Source organism: Anaerotignum neopropionicum, assembly GCF_001571775.1.
In the GTDB taxonomy this organism is placed as follows: domain Bacteria; phylum Bacillota; class Clostridia; order Lachnospirales; family Anaerotignaceae; genus Chakrabartyella; species Chakrabartyella neopropionicum.
Genome location: NZ_LRVM01000004.1, coordinates 293,724 through 311,201, shown reverse-complemented (window position 1 = coordinate 311,201; position 17,478 = coordinate 293,724). Strand labels below are relative to the sequence as shown.

The 17,478-nt window shown below is 40.0% G+C and carries 12 protein-coding genes; 4 read left to right on the top strand and 8 right to left on the bottom strand.

Going from position 1 to position 17,478, the window contains the following annotated elements; genetic code table 11:
* Positions 1-260: 260 nt before the first annotated feature.
* Positions 261-1,625, bottom strand: a complete 1,365-nt coding sequence (locus CLNEO_RS08660; RefSeq protein WP_066087395.1) for a sigma-54 interaction domain-containing protein — start codon at positions 1,623-1,625, stop codon at positions 261-263.
* Positions 1,626-1,971: 346 nt separating this feature from the next.
* On the opposite strand from CLNEO_RS08660, the gene CLNEO_RS15810 reads away from it, so the two are divergent.
* Entirely contained in the window at positions 1,972-2,139 is a 168-nt protein-coding gene (locus CLNEO_RS15810) for a hypothetical protein (protein ID WP_157723525.1), read from the top strand.
* A gap of 84 nt (positions 2,140-2,223) precedes the next feature.
* Here the strand turns inward: CLNEO_RS15810 and CLNEO_RS08655 are convergent, their stop codons facing one another.
* From CLNEO_RS08655 to CLNEO_RS08635, 5 genes are all read right to left on the bottom strand, one after another.
* On the bottom strand, positions 2,224-3,510 hold the full coding sequence (locus CLNEO_RS08655; RefSeq protein WP_066087392.1) for an exosporium glycoprotein BclB-related protein: 1,287 nt from the start codon (positions 3,508-3,510) through the stop codon (positions 2,224-2,226).
* 953 nt (positions 3,511-4,463) lie between these two features.
* The gene (sigE, locus tag CLNEO_RS08650; protein WP_066087389.1) at positions 4,464-5,198 is read right to left on the bottom strand and encodes an RNA polymerase sporulation sigma factor SigE; all 735 of its coding nucleotides are present in this window, start codon (positions 5,196-5,198) and stop codon (positions 4,464-4,466) included.
* Positions 5,195-6,049, bottom strand: a complete 855-nt coding sequence (locus CLNEO_RS08645) for a sigma-E processing peptidase SpoIIGA (RefSeq protein ID WP_066087386.1) — start codon at positions 6,047-6,049, stop codon at positions 5,195-5,197. The genes sigE and CLNEO_RS08645 overlap by 4 nt, the downstream gene beginning before the upstream one ends.
* 174 nt (positions 6,050-6,223) lie before the next feature.
* Positions 6,224-7,510, bottom strand: coding sequence for a homoserine dehydrogenase (locus CLNEO_RS08640; protein ID WP_066087383.1), 1,287 nt, complete (start codon positions 7,508-7,510; stop codon positions 6,224-6,226).
* A gap of 322 nt (positions 7,511-7,832) precedes the next feature.
* A complete protein-coding gene (locus tag CLNEO_RS08635) occupies positions 7,833-8,717 on the bottom strand; it encodes a LysR family transcriptional regulator (RefSeq protein ID WP_066087381.1) in 885 nt (294 codons plus the stop codon).
* Between the two features lie 781 nt (positions 8,718-9,498).
* Here CLNEO_RS08635 and ablB point away from each other — a divergent pair.
* The gene (gene ablB, locus CLNEO_RS08630) at positions 9,499-10,347 is read left to right on the top strand and encodes a putative beta-lysine N-acetyltransferase (protein WP_066087377.1); all 849 of its coding nucleotides are present in this window, start codon (positions 9,499-9,501) and stop codon (positions 10,345-10,347) included.
* Between the two features lie 42 nt (positions 10,348-10,389).
* Entirely contained in the window at positions 10,390-11,730 is a 1,341-nt protein-coding gene (gene kamA / locus CLNEO_RS08625) for a lysine 2,3-aminomutase (protein WP_083531931.1), read from the top strand.
* A gap of 494 nt (positions 11,731-12,224) precedes the next feature.
* On the opposite strand, the gene CLNEO_RS08620 is transcribed toward kamA, so the two are convergent.
* Together CLNEO_RS08620 and dpsA are read right to left on the bottom strand one after the other, a co-directional pair.
* Positions 12,225-12,803: a dipicolinate synthase subunit B gene (locus CLNEO_RS08620; RefSeq protein ID WP_066087375.1), complete on the bottom strand. Its 579-nt coding sequence runs from the start codon at positions 12,801-12,803 to the stop codon at positions 12,225-12,227.
* 19 nt (positions 12,804-12,822) lie between these two features.
* Positions 12,823-13,686 (bottom strand): dipicolinate synthase subunit DpsA, encoded by an 864-nt coding sequence (gene dpsA, locus CLNEO_RS08615; protein WP_066087372.1) that lies wholly within the window; start codon positions 13,684-13,686, stop codon positions 12,823-12,825.
* 767 nt (positions 13,687-14,453) lie between these two features.
* Here dpsA and CLNEO_RS08610 point away from each other — a divergent pair.
* Positions 14,454-17,366, top strand: a complete 2,913-nt coding sequence (locus tag CLNEO_RS08610) for an S-layer homology domain-containing protein (protein ID WP_162266467.1) — start codon at positions 14,454-14,456, stop codon at positions 17,364-17,366.
* Positions 17,367-17,478 lie beyond the last annotated feature (112 nt).

Below are 17,478 nucleotides of genomic sequence, written 5' to 3'. Positions count from 1 at the left end.
AGAATACATTGACCCGTTTACGGGTGAGCAAGTGAGCACAGGCAAGAAGTAAACTGCTTTAGCAGTAGCCAGAGAATAAGAAACGGTTGGCAAACCGTTCAATGCATCTTTAGATGCAAGTTGGTAAAAGCCCCTTCTAGGGGCAGAGCAAACCACCAGCTGAGCTGGTGGTGATGATTTACTTTAATCATATTTTGAATCTATATTGGAAAAAAACAATAAAAATACTCAAATTAGTCTATTGAAACAGCTATATTTTTCTATCTCATATTGTATTTTTTCATTTTATCATAGAGAATACTTCTATCAATATCCAGCAAACCCGCAGCCTTCTTTTTATTCCCCCCTGTTTGCTTCAAAGCGCGCAAAATTGCCAGTTTTTCCGCCTCTTCCTTTGCAGCACGAAGAGTAAAACTGTTTTCTTGCTTATTCTCCGCAATACTTATTTTCAAACGCAAGCGCTCAAAATCTTCCACAGATAATTCACCGGAATTTGCATAGTTAAAGGCTCTTTCAATCATATTTTCCAATTCACGAATATTCCCCGGCCATTGATAGCTTTCTAATAAGTCCATAGCTTTTTTATCGACTCCCGTGATGTGGGCACCAAGCTCTTCATTTAGCTTTTCAATAAAGTGATTCACCAAAATAGGGATATCATCTTTTCTTTGGCGAAGCGGGGGGATCCGTAGCTCCACTACATTAATGCGGTAATATAAGTCCTCTCGGAATTTCCCTTCTTTTACCATTTCAGCCAAATCTTGATTTGTGGTAAAAACAAATCTTACATCAAGCTCCTTATTTTGCCCACCAATCACTTGAATCTCCTTTTCCTGCACGACACGCAAAAGCTTTGCCTGTAGTTGTATGGGCATGGAGTTAATTTCATCCAAAAGCAATGTTCCGCCATCCGCTTGCTCAATCTTTCCCTTCTTGCCGCCCTTTAATGCACCTGTAAATGCGCCCTCGGCATAGCCAAAAAGTTCGGACTCCAGCAGATTTTCAGGAATTGCGGCGCAGTTTAAAATAACAAACGGCATCTTAACGCGCTGACTTAGGCTGTGAATGGAATGAGCAAAAAGCTCCTTACCCGTACCGCTTTCCCCATATATTAAAATTGCCGAACGGGTTCTTGCTGCTCTCTTTGTAAATTCAATTACTTTTTTTAGTTCATGGTCTTGGGTAATGATTTGGTCAATATTAAATTTCGTTCCTGTGTTTTCAAAATAATTTTCCTTATAAAACAGTACCTGTTTATTTAAAAAGCTCATCTTGTTTTCCAGCTGCTTTACTGTTAAACGGCTGCCCGTAGAGGTAAAGGCGACACCGCCCAAAATCTCATCGTCTTTTCGTATCAGCAATCGGTTAATCACCATGGTCTTTCCATCATGCTCAAAAAATTCCTCAACGCTTTCCTTTCCTGTACGAATCACGGCACTTAAGCTTTCATTTGGCACATAATCATGTAGCTTCTGCCCAATCGGATAAGGCTTGGAAATTTTAAATAATTCAGCGTATTTCTCTGTCATATAAATAATACGGCTTTCCGTGTCAATGATCACAACAACCCCTAAGGATTCCAAAAATTCTTTTGCAATACTTTCAAAATTAATATTTTGTCGCATCCTATAATCACCTTTCTCATAATCTTGAATGAAAACCAAACAAAGAGCAAATAATATTTTAATTCTTTAAAAACAAAGTAATTGAATAAATTTGAAAAGCCCCCAAAGCATTAGGAAAAAAAACTTTAAATACTTATATAATAAAAGGCATATAAAATAATTTTGTACTCGAATCATCAATATGTGTTTTTATAATTCAATTATATTTATTATAACATAAAATTTATAAACAATAAAATTTCCCATAGAAATCGTTTTTTTATACCCGAGTAGCAATATAAATTAATATATTCTGCTTAATCTTTTTCCCATTGGGCATAGTATAAAAGAAAGGAGGGGGAATATTTTGCGTGCATTAGAGTTTTCAGAAGGAATTCAGCAATTTCAGGAGGTACGCCATAGCACCCATGCCATTAAGCGTCAGCAACATGGCAGAGAACAGCAATTTTTTGATAGCGGGCATGGAAAAACGCAAAATTCTGATTATGAGCCTCTACATTATCAGGATGTGTAAAAGGAAGCACCCTTCATTTCTGAAGGGTGCTTTTGCGTACTTTAAGTTAACATACAAGTTTTATAAATGATCTCATCTCATTCTTTAAGAAATACCAAGACCTGCGCTTGCATATCCTGTAACGATAGCTGCAATGTCGATACCATCGGTTACCTCAGCGCTAAAAACCAAAAGCAATCTGGTTCCGGCAGTAACAGGAATATTAAGGGCGGTTTCACCACTAAGGGTATCTCCGATAACAACAGTTCCCGTAAGCACAGGCGCTAGAGCAACCTCCCCACCCACTACTTCGGTAAAGTTATCATCCGGTGTAGTGGACTGGAACAACCGTGCGTATACAGTTACCTCTGAGTCAGGCAAGTCAATGCCAACAGTGACACTAAAGTAAGCTGCAAGTGATGAGATTGTGCCATCCCTTGGTACGGAGAATGCCAGATTTGTCAGTCCTGACAAGTCAATGGTTCCACCACCAGTTACAATACCGGAAAGGTTACTTCCGAATCCAATTGCACTGGAAGTATTAAGCACTCCACCGAGAACTGTAGTTGCAGTGGCGGGAATGCCAGATGCAAAGGGAATAATTGCCCCTGCCCCTGGAATACCTGCGGGACCTGGCTCGCCTTGTGCACCTGCGGGGCCTGCTGCACCAGCGGGGCCTGCGGGGCCTGCGGGACCTGGCTCGCCTTGTGCACCTGCGGGACCTGGATCGCCTTGTGCACCTGCGGGGCCTGCTGCACCAGCGGGGCCTGCGGGGCCTGCTACGCCTGGCTCGCCTTGTGCACCTGCGGGACCTGGATCGCCTTGTACACCTGCGGGACCTGCTTCGCCTGGATCACCCTGGGGACCTGCGGGGCCTGCTGCGCCTTCTGGACCTGCCGGACCTGCGGGGCCAGCTGCACCGGTTTCCCCAGCGGGACCCTGGGGACCTGCGGGACCTGCTGCGCCTTCTGGACCTGCGGGACCAGCTTCACCCTGGGGACCTGCGGGACCAGCTTCGCCCGGTTCACCCTGGGGACCTGCGGGGCCTGCTGCGCCTTCTGGACCTGCCGGACCTGCGGGGCCAGTTGGCCCGGTTTCCCCAGCGGGACCTTGTGCACCAGCGGGGCCTGCTTCGCCCTGGGGACCTGCGGGACCCTGGGCTCCTGTTGCGCCGGTTGCACCTGTTGCGCCTGTTGCACCAGCGGGGCCTTGTACGCCTGCAGGGCCTGCTACGCCCTGAGGACCTGTGGGCCCAGGAGGTCCCACAGGTCCTCTCGGCCCACGACAACAGCAGTTAAAGCCTCTGCAAGAGCTTCCACCGAAGGTGCCATTGTAATTACTGTTTTGTAAATCATTCATATTTAAATCATTATTGTAATTATCATAATTCATAAATTTTCCTCCTTCAAAAATATAAGCAACTTTTCATCAAAAAATTTTGCTTTTCAAGCTAAAAGAATGCTTGCACTTGCAAATCCCCTCAATCAATTTCGTCTGTTTTGCTGCAATAGTTCGAACAGCCTTTTTTTATTTGAATTATAATTATCTTCGTTGTACTTTTTAGAAATTGCTGATGGTTTTGCCTTCATACTCTCAATAAAAAACAGTCCGCTGGACTTACCTGAGAATAGAAATCTTTTCTACTAATTAAAAACATCTTGGTTCATCACCGCTTCCTCCTAGAATCCCCCATACTCTAATATTAGAAGCTTGTTACCTTTCCTACCTGACGTATCATATTACATACTGTATTCCTCAAAGTTTGTCCTACGTGTGCTTGCCAGAAAAACATATTTCTTATCGTTTCAATTTTCAAGGGTTTATGAAACTGGAAAACTTAGTGCTTTAAAATATTTTGTGAAAATAGTTTTACAAAAAGAAGTCTTTAGAACTGCCATCTTAGAAAAAATACCAACTCTTGGTGCTGTAATTTCGACTTAGCCTCCATTCTTTTCATTGTGCTATTCGTTTCACCTTCTGTCTCTCCTCTCTTTTTTGCTACAACATGCTATTAAAGAACTTCACGTTCTACAACATAATATGTCAGTGTGACATGCCATGTGACAATGCAAGATCAAATCATTGCCTATACCCTAGCCTTCACCAAGGCATATATGGTTCACAACGAAATCCTATTCATTTAAATACAACCACCGGCATAGTAACCTTTTTCATACCAAAATTATGAGATATTGTCTTAATCCACAAAAAACCAACTTCACCCTCAATAAATTTTCCAAAGCATCGGTAGGTAAAAAAATAAGACATCCTTCTTTTTTCGAAGAGTGCCTTATTTTTTTCGCAAGGGCATTCGCGCCTCTATTTTTTTACTCAATAAAATAACCTCACATCATTTTATTTATCTCTTTTTTTAAACGACCAATTATTTTTTTCTCCAATCTTGAAATATAGGATTGAGAAATCCCCAGAATATCCGCTACCTCTTTTTGCGTTTTTTCTGAAGTTTCAGGCAAAATTCCAAATCGCATTTCAACTATTTTTCTTTCTCTGCATGAAAGCTTATCCATAGCGTTATTTAAAAGCGCACGATCCACTTCTTCCTCAATATTTTTATATATTACATCACCTTCCGTCCCGAGAATATCAGAAAGCAGCAGCTCATTTCCTTCCCAATCCACATTTAGGGGCTCATCAATAGAAACCTCAGATTTGGTTTTGCTGTTACGCCTTAAATACATTAAAATTTCATTTTCAATGCATCTGGAAGCATAGGTTGCCAATTTAATTTTTTTTTCCGGATTAAATGTATTAATAGCTTTAATTAGCCCAATGGTTCCAATGGAAATCAAGTCTTCCACATTTACTCCGGTGTTTTCAAATTTTCGAGCAATGTAAACCACAAGACGCAAATTACGTTCAATTAACACTGCTTTTACCTTGACCTCATCCTCGCCGCCTAACTGCTCCAATAAAACGGCCTCTTCATCCGGCTTAAGCGGTGGAGGAAAAACATCACTGCCGCCAATATAAAATACCTCTGTGCCTTTTCTTCGTAGCTTACGTAAAAACACTCCTGTATGATATTTTAGTAAAAACAGGAAATATTTCCAGTGCTTCATAAATCGTCCTCCTCTAACAAGCAAGGGGGCATTAAGCCCTCATATGACCCTGTAAATAATTCAAAGGAAATACCTATGTATAACCCATTATATTTTATTACTTTTTCTCCAAAACAAATGCGACATTCCTCAGCAACAAAGCCCCATAACGCGCCCTCTGGATTCCCAAGGCTGGTGTAGTGTATCGGCACAAGACTGTCTTTTTCCCCACCCAATATTTTTTCTCCCTCCTCAGCAGAAAATAAAGAAAGAACAGTTCCAATTTCCATTACAATAACACCCTTACCATCACGTTTGAGTCCATTTCCTGTATCAATCAATACACGTCCTTCTGTCCACTTTCCGTTTTTACGAAGGTAAACTGTGCAGAAATCCCGTCGTCGTCTGATATGTGCTTCGATCCATTTTCCACTTATTTTTAGCACAATATAGCCTACAGCAACTCCCCAAAGCAAGTATTGCCAGGGAAAAAGCTTGGGTCTAACAATCAGCCCAGTCCCCAAAATTTTTTGTACCTGCGTAGCTGTAAACAATACGTTTAAGCCGCCTCCTAGCAAAAAAGAGGCAAATAACGCAGTGAAAAAAAGCCGAACAAAATTTTGTAAACTTTTGGGTAAATATGCAACTGAAAGCCCAAGGATTAATAGTCCAAAAGAAAGGAAAATACCTCCACTGTTCGGAAAAAAGAAAACCAACAATAAGCAATGACATAGGGCCGATAAAAATGCACCTAGAATCAGGCGCCATTTTTTGGCTTGAAAGCCGCTTATTCGCCCTGCTGCCCATAGCAGGAATAAATCCATGGTAAATTCCCAAAAAAACAATACGTCTATGTAAATTGAAGCCTCCATTCTGTCCCTCCTAAAACAAATTATAGGCACGTTACGTTGCGAAATTTGTCAAATTTACTGTAAAAAACAAAAAAAAGAATGGCAGAGTTCGACACACTTCGACTCTCCATTCTTTCCAGATACTGTTTAATATAGTTTATTAGGTTCTTTTATAAGATCTTTTCTATTTCAAAATTAATAATAAACACGAATGATAGAAGAAATTTCTTTGACCATAGACATATTAGAAATTTCTGCTATGGAATCCATAAATTGCTTTTCTAAAACATCATAGGTTACAATTACTATGTCAGCAGTATTCCCCTGCTTGGTTTTTTGCAGCAACTTGGAAATGCTTACATTGTTACTGCCAAAAACACCCGCTAAGGCAGCCAGGGTTCCTGCTCTATCCTCCAGCTTCATACGCACATAATAGCTGCTTATGGTTTCTCGCACATTTTTGATGGGTATGGTTTTGTAGCAGCTGCAGCCAATTCGCCCGGAGCAGCAAAATTGCATATTTCTGGCAACATCAATAATATCACCAACGACTGCGCTGCCCGTAGGAAATTCCCCGGCACCACGCCCGTAAAACATAGCATCATCCACGGCGTCACCATGCACAAAAACCGCATTAAAAGAATCCTTTACCGAAGCCAGCGGATGCTTTGCAGAAATCATTGTTGGATGAACCTTTACCTCAATTCCATCTTCCTTATTTTTTGCAATGCCCAATAATTTGATTTCACAGCCAAGCTCATGAGCATAGCGAATATCCTTTGCTGTAATTTTTGAAATTCCTTCTGTATAGACATCATGAAAGGTCACGGGTGTATGGAACGCAATGGAAGCCAAAATTGCAAGCTTTCTGCCTGCATCATATCCCTCTATATCTGCTGTTGGGTCCGCCTCAGCATAGCCTAAATCAGTTGCAAGCCGCAAGGCATCTGCAAAATCCATGCCTTCTTCGGACATCTTTGTTAAAATAAAATTTGTTGTGCCGTTAATGATACCCATTACCTCAGTAATTTCGTTCCCCGCCAAACACTGCTTTAAAGGGCGAATGATGGGAATGCCTCCCGCAACCGCTGCTTCAAAAAGCAAATCACAGTTATTTGACTTTGCAAGCTCCAAAAGCTGGTGACCATGAATAGCAATTAAATCTTTGTTTGCAGTTACAACGTGCTTTCCTTTTTGCAAAGCTTCCTTAATATATTTCCCTGCAGGCTCAAGCCCACCCATAACTTCCACGATAATTTTAATATCATCATCATTTATAATATCACTCCATTGATCCGTCAGCATCTCGGGAGCAACCGTGTCCATATATTTAGCTTTGTTCCGAACTAAAACTTTAGCTATCTCCAGACCGCCGCCAATTTTATAAATCAAGTTATCCTTCTGTTTTTCTAAAATTTTATAAACACCACCACCAACGGTTCCCATCCCCAATATGGCAATTTTGCAAATGTTCTGATCCATGTTGTCTTTTTCCTCCATATTAACATATAATGCGATTTATTTTCTCTGTCAGTTTATGACTGATATTAAGATTGTACGCATGAATGGTAAGGTTGTCAATATTTATTTGTCTTTTTTTCAGAAACATTTTTCCTTGTGTGGAAAACATTTTTGTTTATTTTGACTTGCAGCCTACTAAAAATTCAAAAGATCTACTTATTTATTATCTATATCATCCAAATATAGCTTGTTTATAAAGTTCTTATATGAATTTGTCATGAATTCCCAAATAAGTTCATAAAAAAACGCATATTGGATAATATGCGCTTAAAAGGTTTGAAAATTATTTTTTTGTAATATTGACAATGTAATCCTTGAATTTTTCAACAGCAGGGGGTAAGTATCGGTTAACCATATATGCAAGATAAACCATACGCTTTGAATAAGCTGTATCAAAATTTAATTTTACTACATTATAGTTCTGTATGGACGGGTTGTCCGTAATAATGGCAATTCCTTGATTTGCAGCAACCAACCCCGCCATAGAGTTAACGTCTTCAAACTGACAAAGAATATTGGGCATAATTTGCGCCTTTGCAAATAAATCGTCTATGATTCTACGCATACCACTTTCCTTTGTATAGCAAATCAATGGGTAAGGGCAAATATCCTGAATGGTAACCTTCTTTTTCGTTGCTAAAGTATGATTTTCAGGTACGATTACAACCAAGCCCTGCTCATAAACAGGAATAAATTCCACATCGGTTTCATTTTCCAGCATTGAGCAGAAAACTAAATCATATTTTTCTCTTTTTAAATTATAAATTAGTGTTTTTGTATTCCCCTCATAGCAGGCAAAAGAAATGTTTTTATTCTGTGGGTCGTTTAAAAATCCAGCAATAATTTCAGGCACAAAATTTGTACCCAATGATGTCATGTATGCTAAACCTACATGACCGCCTCCCACGGCAATCAGCCTTTCAATTTGGTTTTTTCCCAACTCCAGTTGTGTTAAAGCATTTTCAACATAAAATAAATAAATTCTACCATACTTTGTTAATACCACGTTTCGGCCCTGCTTTTCAAAAAGATTCGCCCCCAGTTCATTTTCCATAGCAGCAATAGAATGGCTCAAAGTTGGTTGTGAAATGTTTAACTTCTCTGATGCCCTTGTATAATGCTCCAGCTCAGCCAAAGTCTTGAAATAATATAATTGGTTTAAATTCATCTTCTTCCTCCTTTTTTGTTTTCAACCTCCTCGAAATCATTATAGCAAAAATATAGAAAGAATCTATATTTTTTTCTTTTTTCAGCATAATCAATAAAAATAAATAATGAATTTTGCATTTTCACTTATTCTACCATTCATTTTTTGTTTATTTTCAATGAATTCATTATTTTTTTATATGTGATAAATCCAAACATATTTTCTTAAATATGCACTAGCCTTCTTTTTATAAAAAATCTAGTTTAATCGTAGGAAGGTTACCCTACTTTTTGTCAAAAGCATTTTAGCCTTAAGATGCCTAGAATGAATACAAGTCAAAATCTTGAGGGATTTGCCCTCAAACACCTGCAAGGGCTTTGGTCATCACTTTTGCAACGCAAAAGCCAGCTTCGCTGTCTGCCCTATCTTGGGCAGTGAGGGGTCATCACTTTGCTTCAAAAAGCTGTCCTTCGGCCAGGTAACACTTCTTTGCCACTCCATCTTTGATCAACCTAAACCTGGGTAGTATGTGAGTTTCATAAAAATTTTATTTGTTTTTTAGAAAATAGGTTTAGACAACACCAAAGTTTATTTTCAGTGTAAGCATTTTAGTTCTAAAATGATATCTTGGTATTCTATTAAATTTGTAATGAAAACCGCCGATTTTGGGCATTTGACATTCCCACGCAGAATATTTTTTCTGTTTCAACAATATACGACAAGACATCCCCCTTGCAACTGCCAACTTTTTGTGATATAATAAGTTGTCACTAAATGTCGTAATAATATTTAGGAGGTGCAAATGTACGATACTATAGTTCAAATAAATAATTCTACGATTCAGCATGGGTCGCAAAATAAAAGAATCTATCTTATGCATCTAGCAACGGAAGACATGCCGCAAATATTAGATGTTATTCACAATATGGCTGATAAAAATTTCTATACAAAAATCTTTGCTAAGGTTCCGGAAGCTTTTATCCCCACTTTTTTGGAAAATGGGTATGTTATGGAGGCTCATGTACCGTTTTATTTCAATGCAACGGAAAATTGTATTTTTATGGCAAAATATCTTGATGCTTCACGAAGCATATCTACAACGAGCGAGCTTAACAAAAAAGTATTGGAAAGTGCAATTGCGAAAGGCACTTCTATGGCTCTAGAGACAAAAGTAGTTTTAAAAAAGGATTTTTTGTTTAGAAAAGCAAATACCAACGATGTTTTTGCTATGGCAAATTTGTATTCAAAAGTTTTTGATTCTTATCCGTTTCCTATATTTGAACCCGAATATATTAAGCAAACAATGGAAAATAATGTAATTTATTTCGGCATATGGAAAGGAAATGATCTTATTGCACTTTCTTCATGCGAAATAAGTTTGGAAGATAAAAATGTGGAGATGACGGATTTTGCAGTCGACCCAATATATAGAGGTCACAAGTTAGCACTCTTTTTACTGACAGAAATGGAAAAGGAAATGAAAAAACAGGAGATAAAAACAGCATACACTATTGCACGCGCCGTTTCCTATGGCATGAATGCAACTTTTGCAAAATGCGGCTATGTTTTTTCAGGCACACTAATAAACAACACGCAAATCGGGGGGAAAATTGAAGATATGAATGTATGGTTTAAATCTTTACAACAGTAAGAATTTTTGAAAATGTAATTTATTTAACGAAGGAGGTCTTTTATGAGTAGAGAAGCAACAGCAAAACAAGTAAATTTGGAATTCAGTAATAGTTTTTTAAGCAACAACGAAAGAGCAAAACCATTATTTATAAATAAAAACAATTTTTTTGAAAATGTAAGTCCGAGTGATTGGAATGATTGGAAATGGCAAATTAGAAATCGAATAGAAACTGTGGAAGATTTAAGAAAACATATGAAACTAACGCCGGAAGAGGCATTGGGGATTAAAAAATGCCTTGGCACTTTGAGAATGGCGATTACACCGTATTATCTTTCCTTAATTAACCTAAATGACCCGAATGATCCAATCAGAAAACAGGCAATCCCCACCACCTCGGAGCTGGAATGGTCTAGCTGCGATTGTGAGGATCCCCTTCACGAGGAAGCCGACTCCCCTGTTCCAGGCCTTACACACAGATATCCCGATAGAGTTCTTCTGCTGGTTACCGATAAGTGCGCTATGTACTGCAGACATTGTACAAGAAGAAGATTTGCAGGACAAAATGACCACTCCCTTCCCATGGAACAAATACAAAAGGCTATCGAATACATCGAAAAAACACCAGTAATCAGAGATGTTCTTATTTCTGGCGGCGATCCTCTTTTGTTATCAAACAGTAAACTGGAAGAGATTATAAAACGAATCCGAGCAATTCCTCATGTGGAAGTGATCAGAATCGGCAGCAGAGTTCCCGTTGTTTTACCTCAAAGAATCACCCCAGAGCTTGTAGAAATGCTGAAAAAGTATCACCCCATTTGGCTAAATACCCATTTTAATCATCCCAACGAGGTTACTCCTGCATCTCAAAAAGCGTGTGAAATGCTTGCAAACGCCGGTATCCCTTTAGGGAACCAAACCGTACTTTTGCGAGGCGTAAACGACTGCACATTTGTTATGAAAAAATTAATGCATGAGCTTGTCAAAATGCGGGTTAGGCCATATTATATTTATCAATGCGATCTTTCCATAGGTATTAAACATTTCAGAACGAAGGTTTCAAAAGGAATCGAAATCATGGAGGGTCTAAGGGGACACACGTCAGGCTTTGCCGTACCAACCTATGTTGTAGATGCACCAGGCGGCGGCGGAAAAATTCCGGTTATGCCCAATTATGTCGTTTCCGTAGCTGAAAATAAGGTCATACTCAGAAATTATGAGGGTGTCATAACAACCTACAACGAACCAGATGATTATGTTTCTAATTGTTCCTGCAAGGATTGCCAGGAAAAAGAAAACACAAATCAAATAGGGCTTTTAAAATTATTTTCTGAGAAAAAGATTGCCCTTGAACCTTTAGGGCTTGTTCGAAATGCAAGAAATCAAAAGATGGCAGATGAATAAATTGCATTTCAATCAGGTGAGGTAATTTAAATATTGAAAACATATTTTTATATCAAAACAAACTCAAATAAAAAATCCTCCTTATGGTATTTATATCGTAATGGAGGGTTTTTTAATTAGAAAACCCATTAATTGTACGGTCCGCTGTTTCCATCTTTTTAAAAGAATTTTTGGGCTAAAAATAAAAGTTTCAGGAGCAATAGCAAGCTGCGAGAAATTGTTATAAATAAAATTCCCACTACTGCATCCCAGTTAAAATCAAGCCTAAAATCTTATGCTCCCCTTTTTTTCTTCCCCCAGAATATTTAATTGATTTTACGGCTTTAATATATCCTTATCTTCATCTTTTCGGTTAAAAATACTCATCATAATCGAAGTATACCCAATAAAAAAGGCATCTCCAAAACAGTTGAAGAATGCCTATCAATTGAACACTAATACACTATATTCTTACTTGCAAATACCAAAGCAATGGGATTTTTCCACTTCCCCTTTTACTGAAGCAAAGGCTGCATTTGAATTCCATCAATGGCCAATTCTAAGGTGGGAACAATTAATTCCGTTTTCGCAATCATGGATTTCGGCTTACCTTCATAATTGTCCTGCTGAAAAGGCACAAAATATATCCCTTTTGTGTTCATCAAACATCCTATGTTGGACAAATTCAAGCCTAAAGCATCGTTGGTGGAAATAGAAATAACCAAAGGCTTATTATTTCTCATGTGTGCTTTTGCCGCCATAAGAACAGAGGTATCGGTAATCCCGTTACTCAGTTTTGCAATGGAATTACCTGTGCAAGGTGCAATAATTAAAATATCCAACTTGCCCTGCGGGCCAAGCGGCTCTGCATCAACAATGGATAAAACCGGCTCATTACCTGTGATTTCTGTAACTTTCCTTACAAAATCCTCAGCCCTGCCAAATCTTGTGTCCAGAGTTGCGGCATTGGCAGATAAAATGGGGATGATATTTGCCTTTTCTTTCTTCAAATTCTCAAGTTCTTGGATAATTTTATCAAATGTGCAAAATGATCCGGTAATTGCAAAGCCAACATTTTTTCCTTCTAATTTCACAATAAACGCCCCCAAACCTTCATTCTAACGAAGCCATCATTCCACGAAGCATAATAACTGCGCTTGTTTTTGGCGAAAATCTGCCGGGAATACCAAGAGATAGCTTGGCTTGAATCCCTCGCCTTGCGCAGGCCTCAAAATCTGTGCCTCCCGGAGATGAGGCAATATCAATAATTACCGCATCCGTAGCCACTTTTTCAATAAGATCCCCATTTAATACTCTGAACGGAATGGTATTAAAAATAAATTGTTCCTTTGAAATAGAATCATTCAATTCCTCCAAAGAGATTGCTCCATAGCCTTGGCTAATAGCATCCTTTCGTGCCGTATCCTTTCTTGCGGCAATCGTCACTTTTGCATTCAAGCCCTTTAGTCGCTGGGCAATTGCTTTTGCACACCGACCGTAACCCAATACCAAGCAATTTTGCTGATTTACGTTTTGTGGGCTTAATGTAATTGCTTCTGCAATTGCGCCCTCTGCGGTAGAAATTGCATTTTCCAATGCAACCTCCTCCATCTTCATAAAGTCGCAGCATTTTATATTTTTCAATTTTGCCGCTTCTACAACGGAAATTGGAATATTTCCACCAAATAAAATTCCATTTTCCATAAGACTTTCCATAAAATCAGTCAGCAAAATTGTTGTATTTTCCTTAGTTAAAATGTGGATTCCATCTTTTGTAAAAGGTACAGGGCCAACAATGATATCTGCCCCTTCCAATCCTTTTTTTAAAGAGTCTGCCTTTTCAATTTTTGCTAAGCTATCAGCACCCGCCAAGGCGTAAACTTGAACTGAACGAAAGCTGTTTTTTAATAGGTCTGCCAAAAGAAGAAGTCTTTGATCTCCCCCAATAACAAGAATTTTTTTATCTGCCCATGCCATTTTTTCGCCCCCCATCTTTGATTAAAATATGCACAAAAAAAAATCCTGTGATTGTTTCACTTTAAACAGCAAATTCTCTCCAATTATTTTAATTATTTTGATCAGCGCATTTTGTTTTTTATGGTCGTAAAATATTTTTTTGAAAAAAATAAAATTTTATGTCAAATTATCCTTTAGATGGATTACAAATCTACTTATTTTTGCTATATTTAACTAAGTTTGGAAAAAATCAGGCAAATATAAAATAAAAAGCTAAACTTCCATCAACGGCAACGCCGCTTGAATTAATATAAAAGGTTAATTACAAAATGATCATCAAATTATAACCTTGCGCAGCCATTTTTTAGTCATGCAAAAGCCATTACTGTTACAACTTTGACCATCCAGGAACAGCGAGGGACGAATAAAACTGTAAAGGAGGATAGCCCATGGAAAATATTATGTTGCACTTAAACCCATACATCACCTCAGTGGAACAACTCGGTCAAGTAGGCCTAGCCCTATCTTTGCAAACCCGTTTGCCAGGGATGTAGGACAAAGCAAGCTGCTCCATGGGCTGATTTCTGCTAGCCGCCCCTTGGACAAGTTGATGAAATTATATCGGGGAACAGGCCCACAAAAAAACAACAACGAGATTCCCCCTTGTCATGGCTAAGTTTATTTAGATTTCGGCGAGTATTTGAATCATGAAAAAATAGCACAAATAAGAGGAGGAAAAAAATGAAAAAACGTATTTTAAGACTTTGTTATGCCTATGTATGATGCTGATGCTGCTGCCAGTAATGGCGTTTGCAGCAAATCCATCCGTTAATATCGGCAATACTCCCTTGACGGACGGTAAGTATTATATCGCTATAGACGGTGATGATCCGGCGTCTGCCCTCGTTAAGGAAGTAGATGAACAGCCGTCTGACGATACACCATACCTTTATTTTAGCGGCGGGGTATTGACCGTATCGGGCGATGTCAGCTTAAACAGTACTGGCCCATGTCCCCTTATGATCAGAGATGACAAATTGATCATCGCCGGCTCTGGTAGTTTGATCCTTACCTGTGGTGGTGCGCCAGTAGTTGATATTTCCGGCGCTTCACTGTCCTTATCCGAAAGTGTGAATTTTAGCGCTGACCAAACCGCCAGTGCACCTGCAATGAATGGTGGCACCGTAGAAACTGAAGATGGATATTCCGGTAATATTACCATCTCCTCAAGCGGAAACAGCGCTTTTTTGGGCATGAATACAGTGAATCTCCAAACAACCGGTGATATTTTGATTTCCGGCAGCGGTTCTTCACCTGTAATAAGTAGTGGTGGTGCTGCAGTCACGCTGAAGGGCAGATCTGTCAGCGTGACCCACGATACCCGTGGCATGTTGATTCACAGTTCCTCAATTTCTGTCACAGCCACAGGAGAAGAATTATCTTTTACCGGTGACGCCATTGGCCCACTGCTATCAGCCGATAATGGCATAACGCTTTCTGCCGATGGAAATATTACGGTTACAAACACCTACATCGCTGTTAGCGGCGACCTTACAGTAACACAGGCTGACGATGTATTCGTTTCCAGTGAGAGTTCCTATGCTGTATCCGGTCTAACGGTACTCACTGCACAAAATGTTACCGTAACCTCCAATGGTGAGGCGCCTACCATTTTTGGTGGTGCTAATATCACTGCCACTGGCGATATAGCGATTCAAAACAACGGCAATAATAGGGCTATTGACAGTTCTAGCGATGTATCTGATGTATCTATTGTTACAACCGTCGGCAGTATTACCGTTACCGGCAAGGGCTCAGCCCCTGCTATTGAAACCCTTGGAGCAGTTACACTGGCAGCCAAAAATAACATCGTAGTCACGGGAGAGTGCGAAACCCCAATTGCTGCTGAAAGCCAAACTCTAACCTCTGAAAGCGGCGTGATTCAGCTTACGGGCAGCACAGGCACCAGCACGAGCATTACCCTTGCCAATGGCAGTACAATCCTTGTGTCAGAAGGGCACGATGTCTCCGCCGGTCTGGATTTGTCTACCCTTACCCCTACCGCAAACACCTATTACCCCGCAGGGAATGGCTATGCATTGTGGATGGATGTTACCTACGATGATGTGGATGAAACCTACACTGGCACACTGGTTCTCCGTAACGCCACCATTGAAAATACAACGGCCCTTGTAGGTGGTACTGTTGGAGCAGAAAATACAGGCATTGCCCTGCCACAAGGAAACGTCACCCTTCAAGTAGAGGGTGAAAATAATATCAGCTCCGCCTACGATTTGGGCATATGGATGAGAAACGGAAGTATTACTCTAACCGATGGAGCCAACGTAACCGTTCATGGTTCTATTTCTATCAACACTGGCGGGGGCGCAAACGGTACAATTAATGTAATGGGAAGAGGAACAACGCTGAATGCTTCCGCTCCCTCTGGTTATGCAATTGATTGTGAAACTTTAAATGTGGAAGATGGCGCTTCTTTGAACGTCAACGCACATGACGAAGACTCAATGGGTATACTGGCCAATGGAAATGTTAACCTTACAGGCGGCGCAACGCTTAGTGCAGGTTGTGATTATGGCGTATACATCATTGATGGTACACTTATGGTAGACAAAAACAGTAAGCTGATCACAAATGGAGCAGTTGCTCCTTTCTGTGTAGTTGATACCACATCCACGCAATCCCAGAGCAATGTAATTGGCCTTCCAGGCTTGCCAAAGGGAACAGAAATTATGTCCGTTGTTGGTGATAGTTTAGGCTATACCTACTGGAGTCTTGTACCCACAAACGGCAGCTTAAGTGTAGATGACGAAAATAATACACCCGCTATCCTAACAGGCGCTATAAAAGGATTGCTGACATTCAAAAAAGCAAGCAGTAATTCCGGCAGTAGTGGCGGAGGTGTAAGCCTTACTCGCACCCTTACCTTTAAGACAAACGGTGGTTCTGAAATTTCCAGTGTTTCTAAAACTAGCGGTGATACCGTCGACTTAAGCAGCTACAAACCCACTCGTGAAGGCTATGCCTTTGCAGGCTGGTATTCGGATGAAGCTTTAACCAATAAAATCAGCAGTGTAACACTGACAACAAGTACCACGGTTTATGCAAAATGGACTGAATTAACGGAAAAAACAGAAGAAACGAAAGAAACTAAAAATCCTTTTACTGATGTAAAAGACAGCGACTATTTTTATGATGCGGTACAATGGGCAGTGGAAAATGAAATTACCAGTGGTACCACCAACACCACCTTTGGTCCCAGCATGATTTGCACCAGAGGGCAGATGGTAGCCTTCTTATGGCGTGCTATGGGTTCTCCTGAACCTACCACTGCAAATTGTCCATTCACTGATGTTTCCAAGGATGCTTATTACTATAAAGCAGTTCTTTGGGCAGTGGAAAAAGGCATTACCGCAGGAACAACCGCAACAACCTTTAGCCCCAATGCAACCGTAACCCGTGGGCAGACGGTTACCTTCTTGTGGCGTGGTGCAGGCAAACCTGCGGCAAGTGGTGCAAATCCTTACACGGATGTGTCAAAAGGCGATTACAATTATGAAGCTGTTCTTTGGGCGGCAGAAAAAGGCATTACACAGGGAACTTCCGCTGCAACCTTTAGCCCGGATGCACCCTGCACCCGTGCACAGATTGTAACGTTCTTGTTCCGAAATATGGAAAAATAATTGTTCTAACATGATAGACGGTTAAATGAAACCACTCACTACGGCGCGTGTTCAGACTGAAGACAAACCTTGGGCATTGCCAAGTCCATTTGCTTTTTAAAAAAAGCAAAAT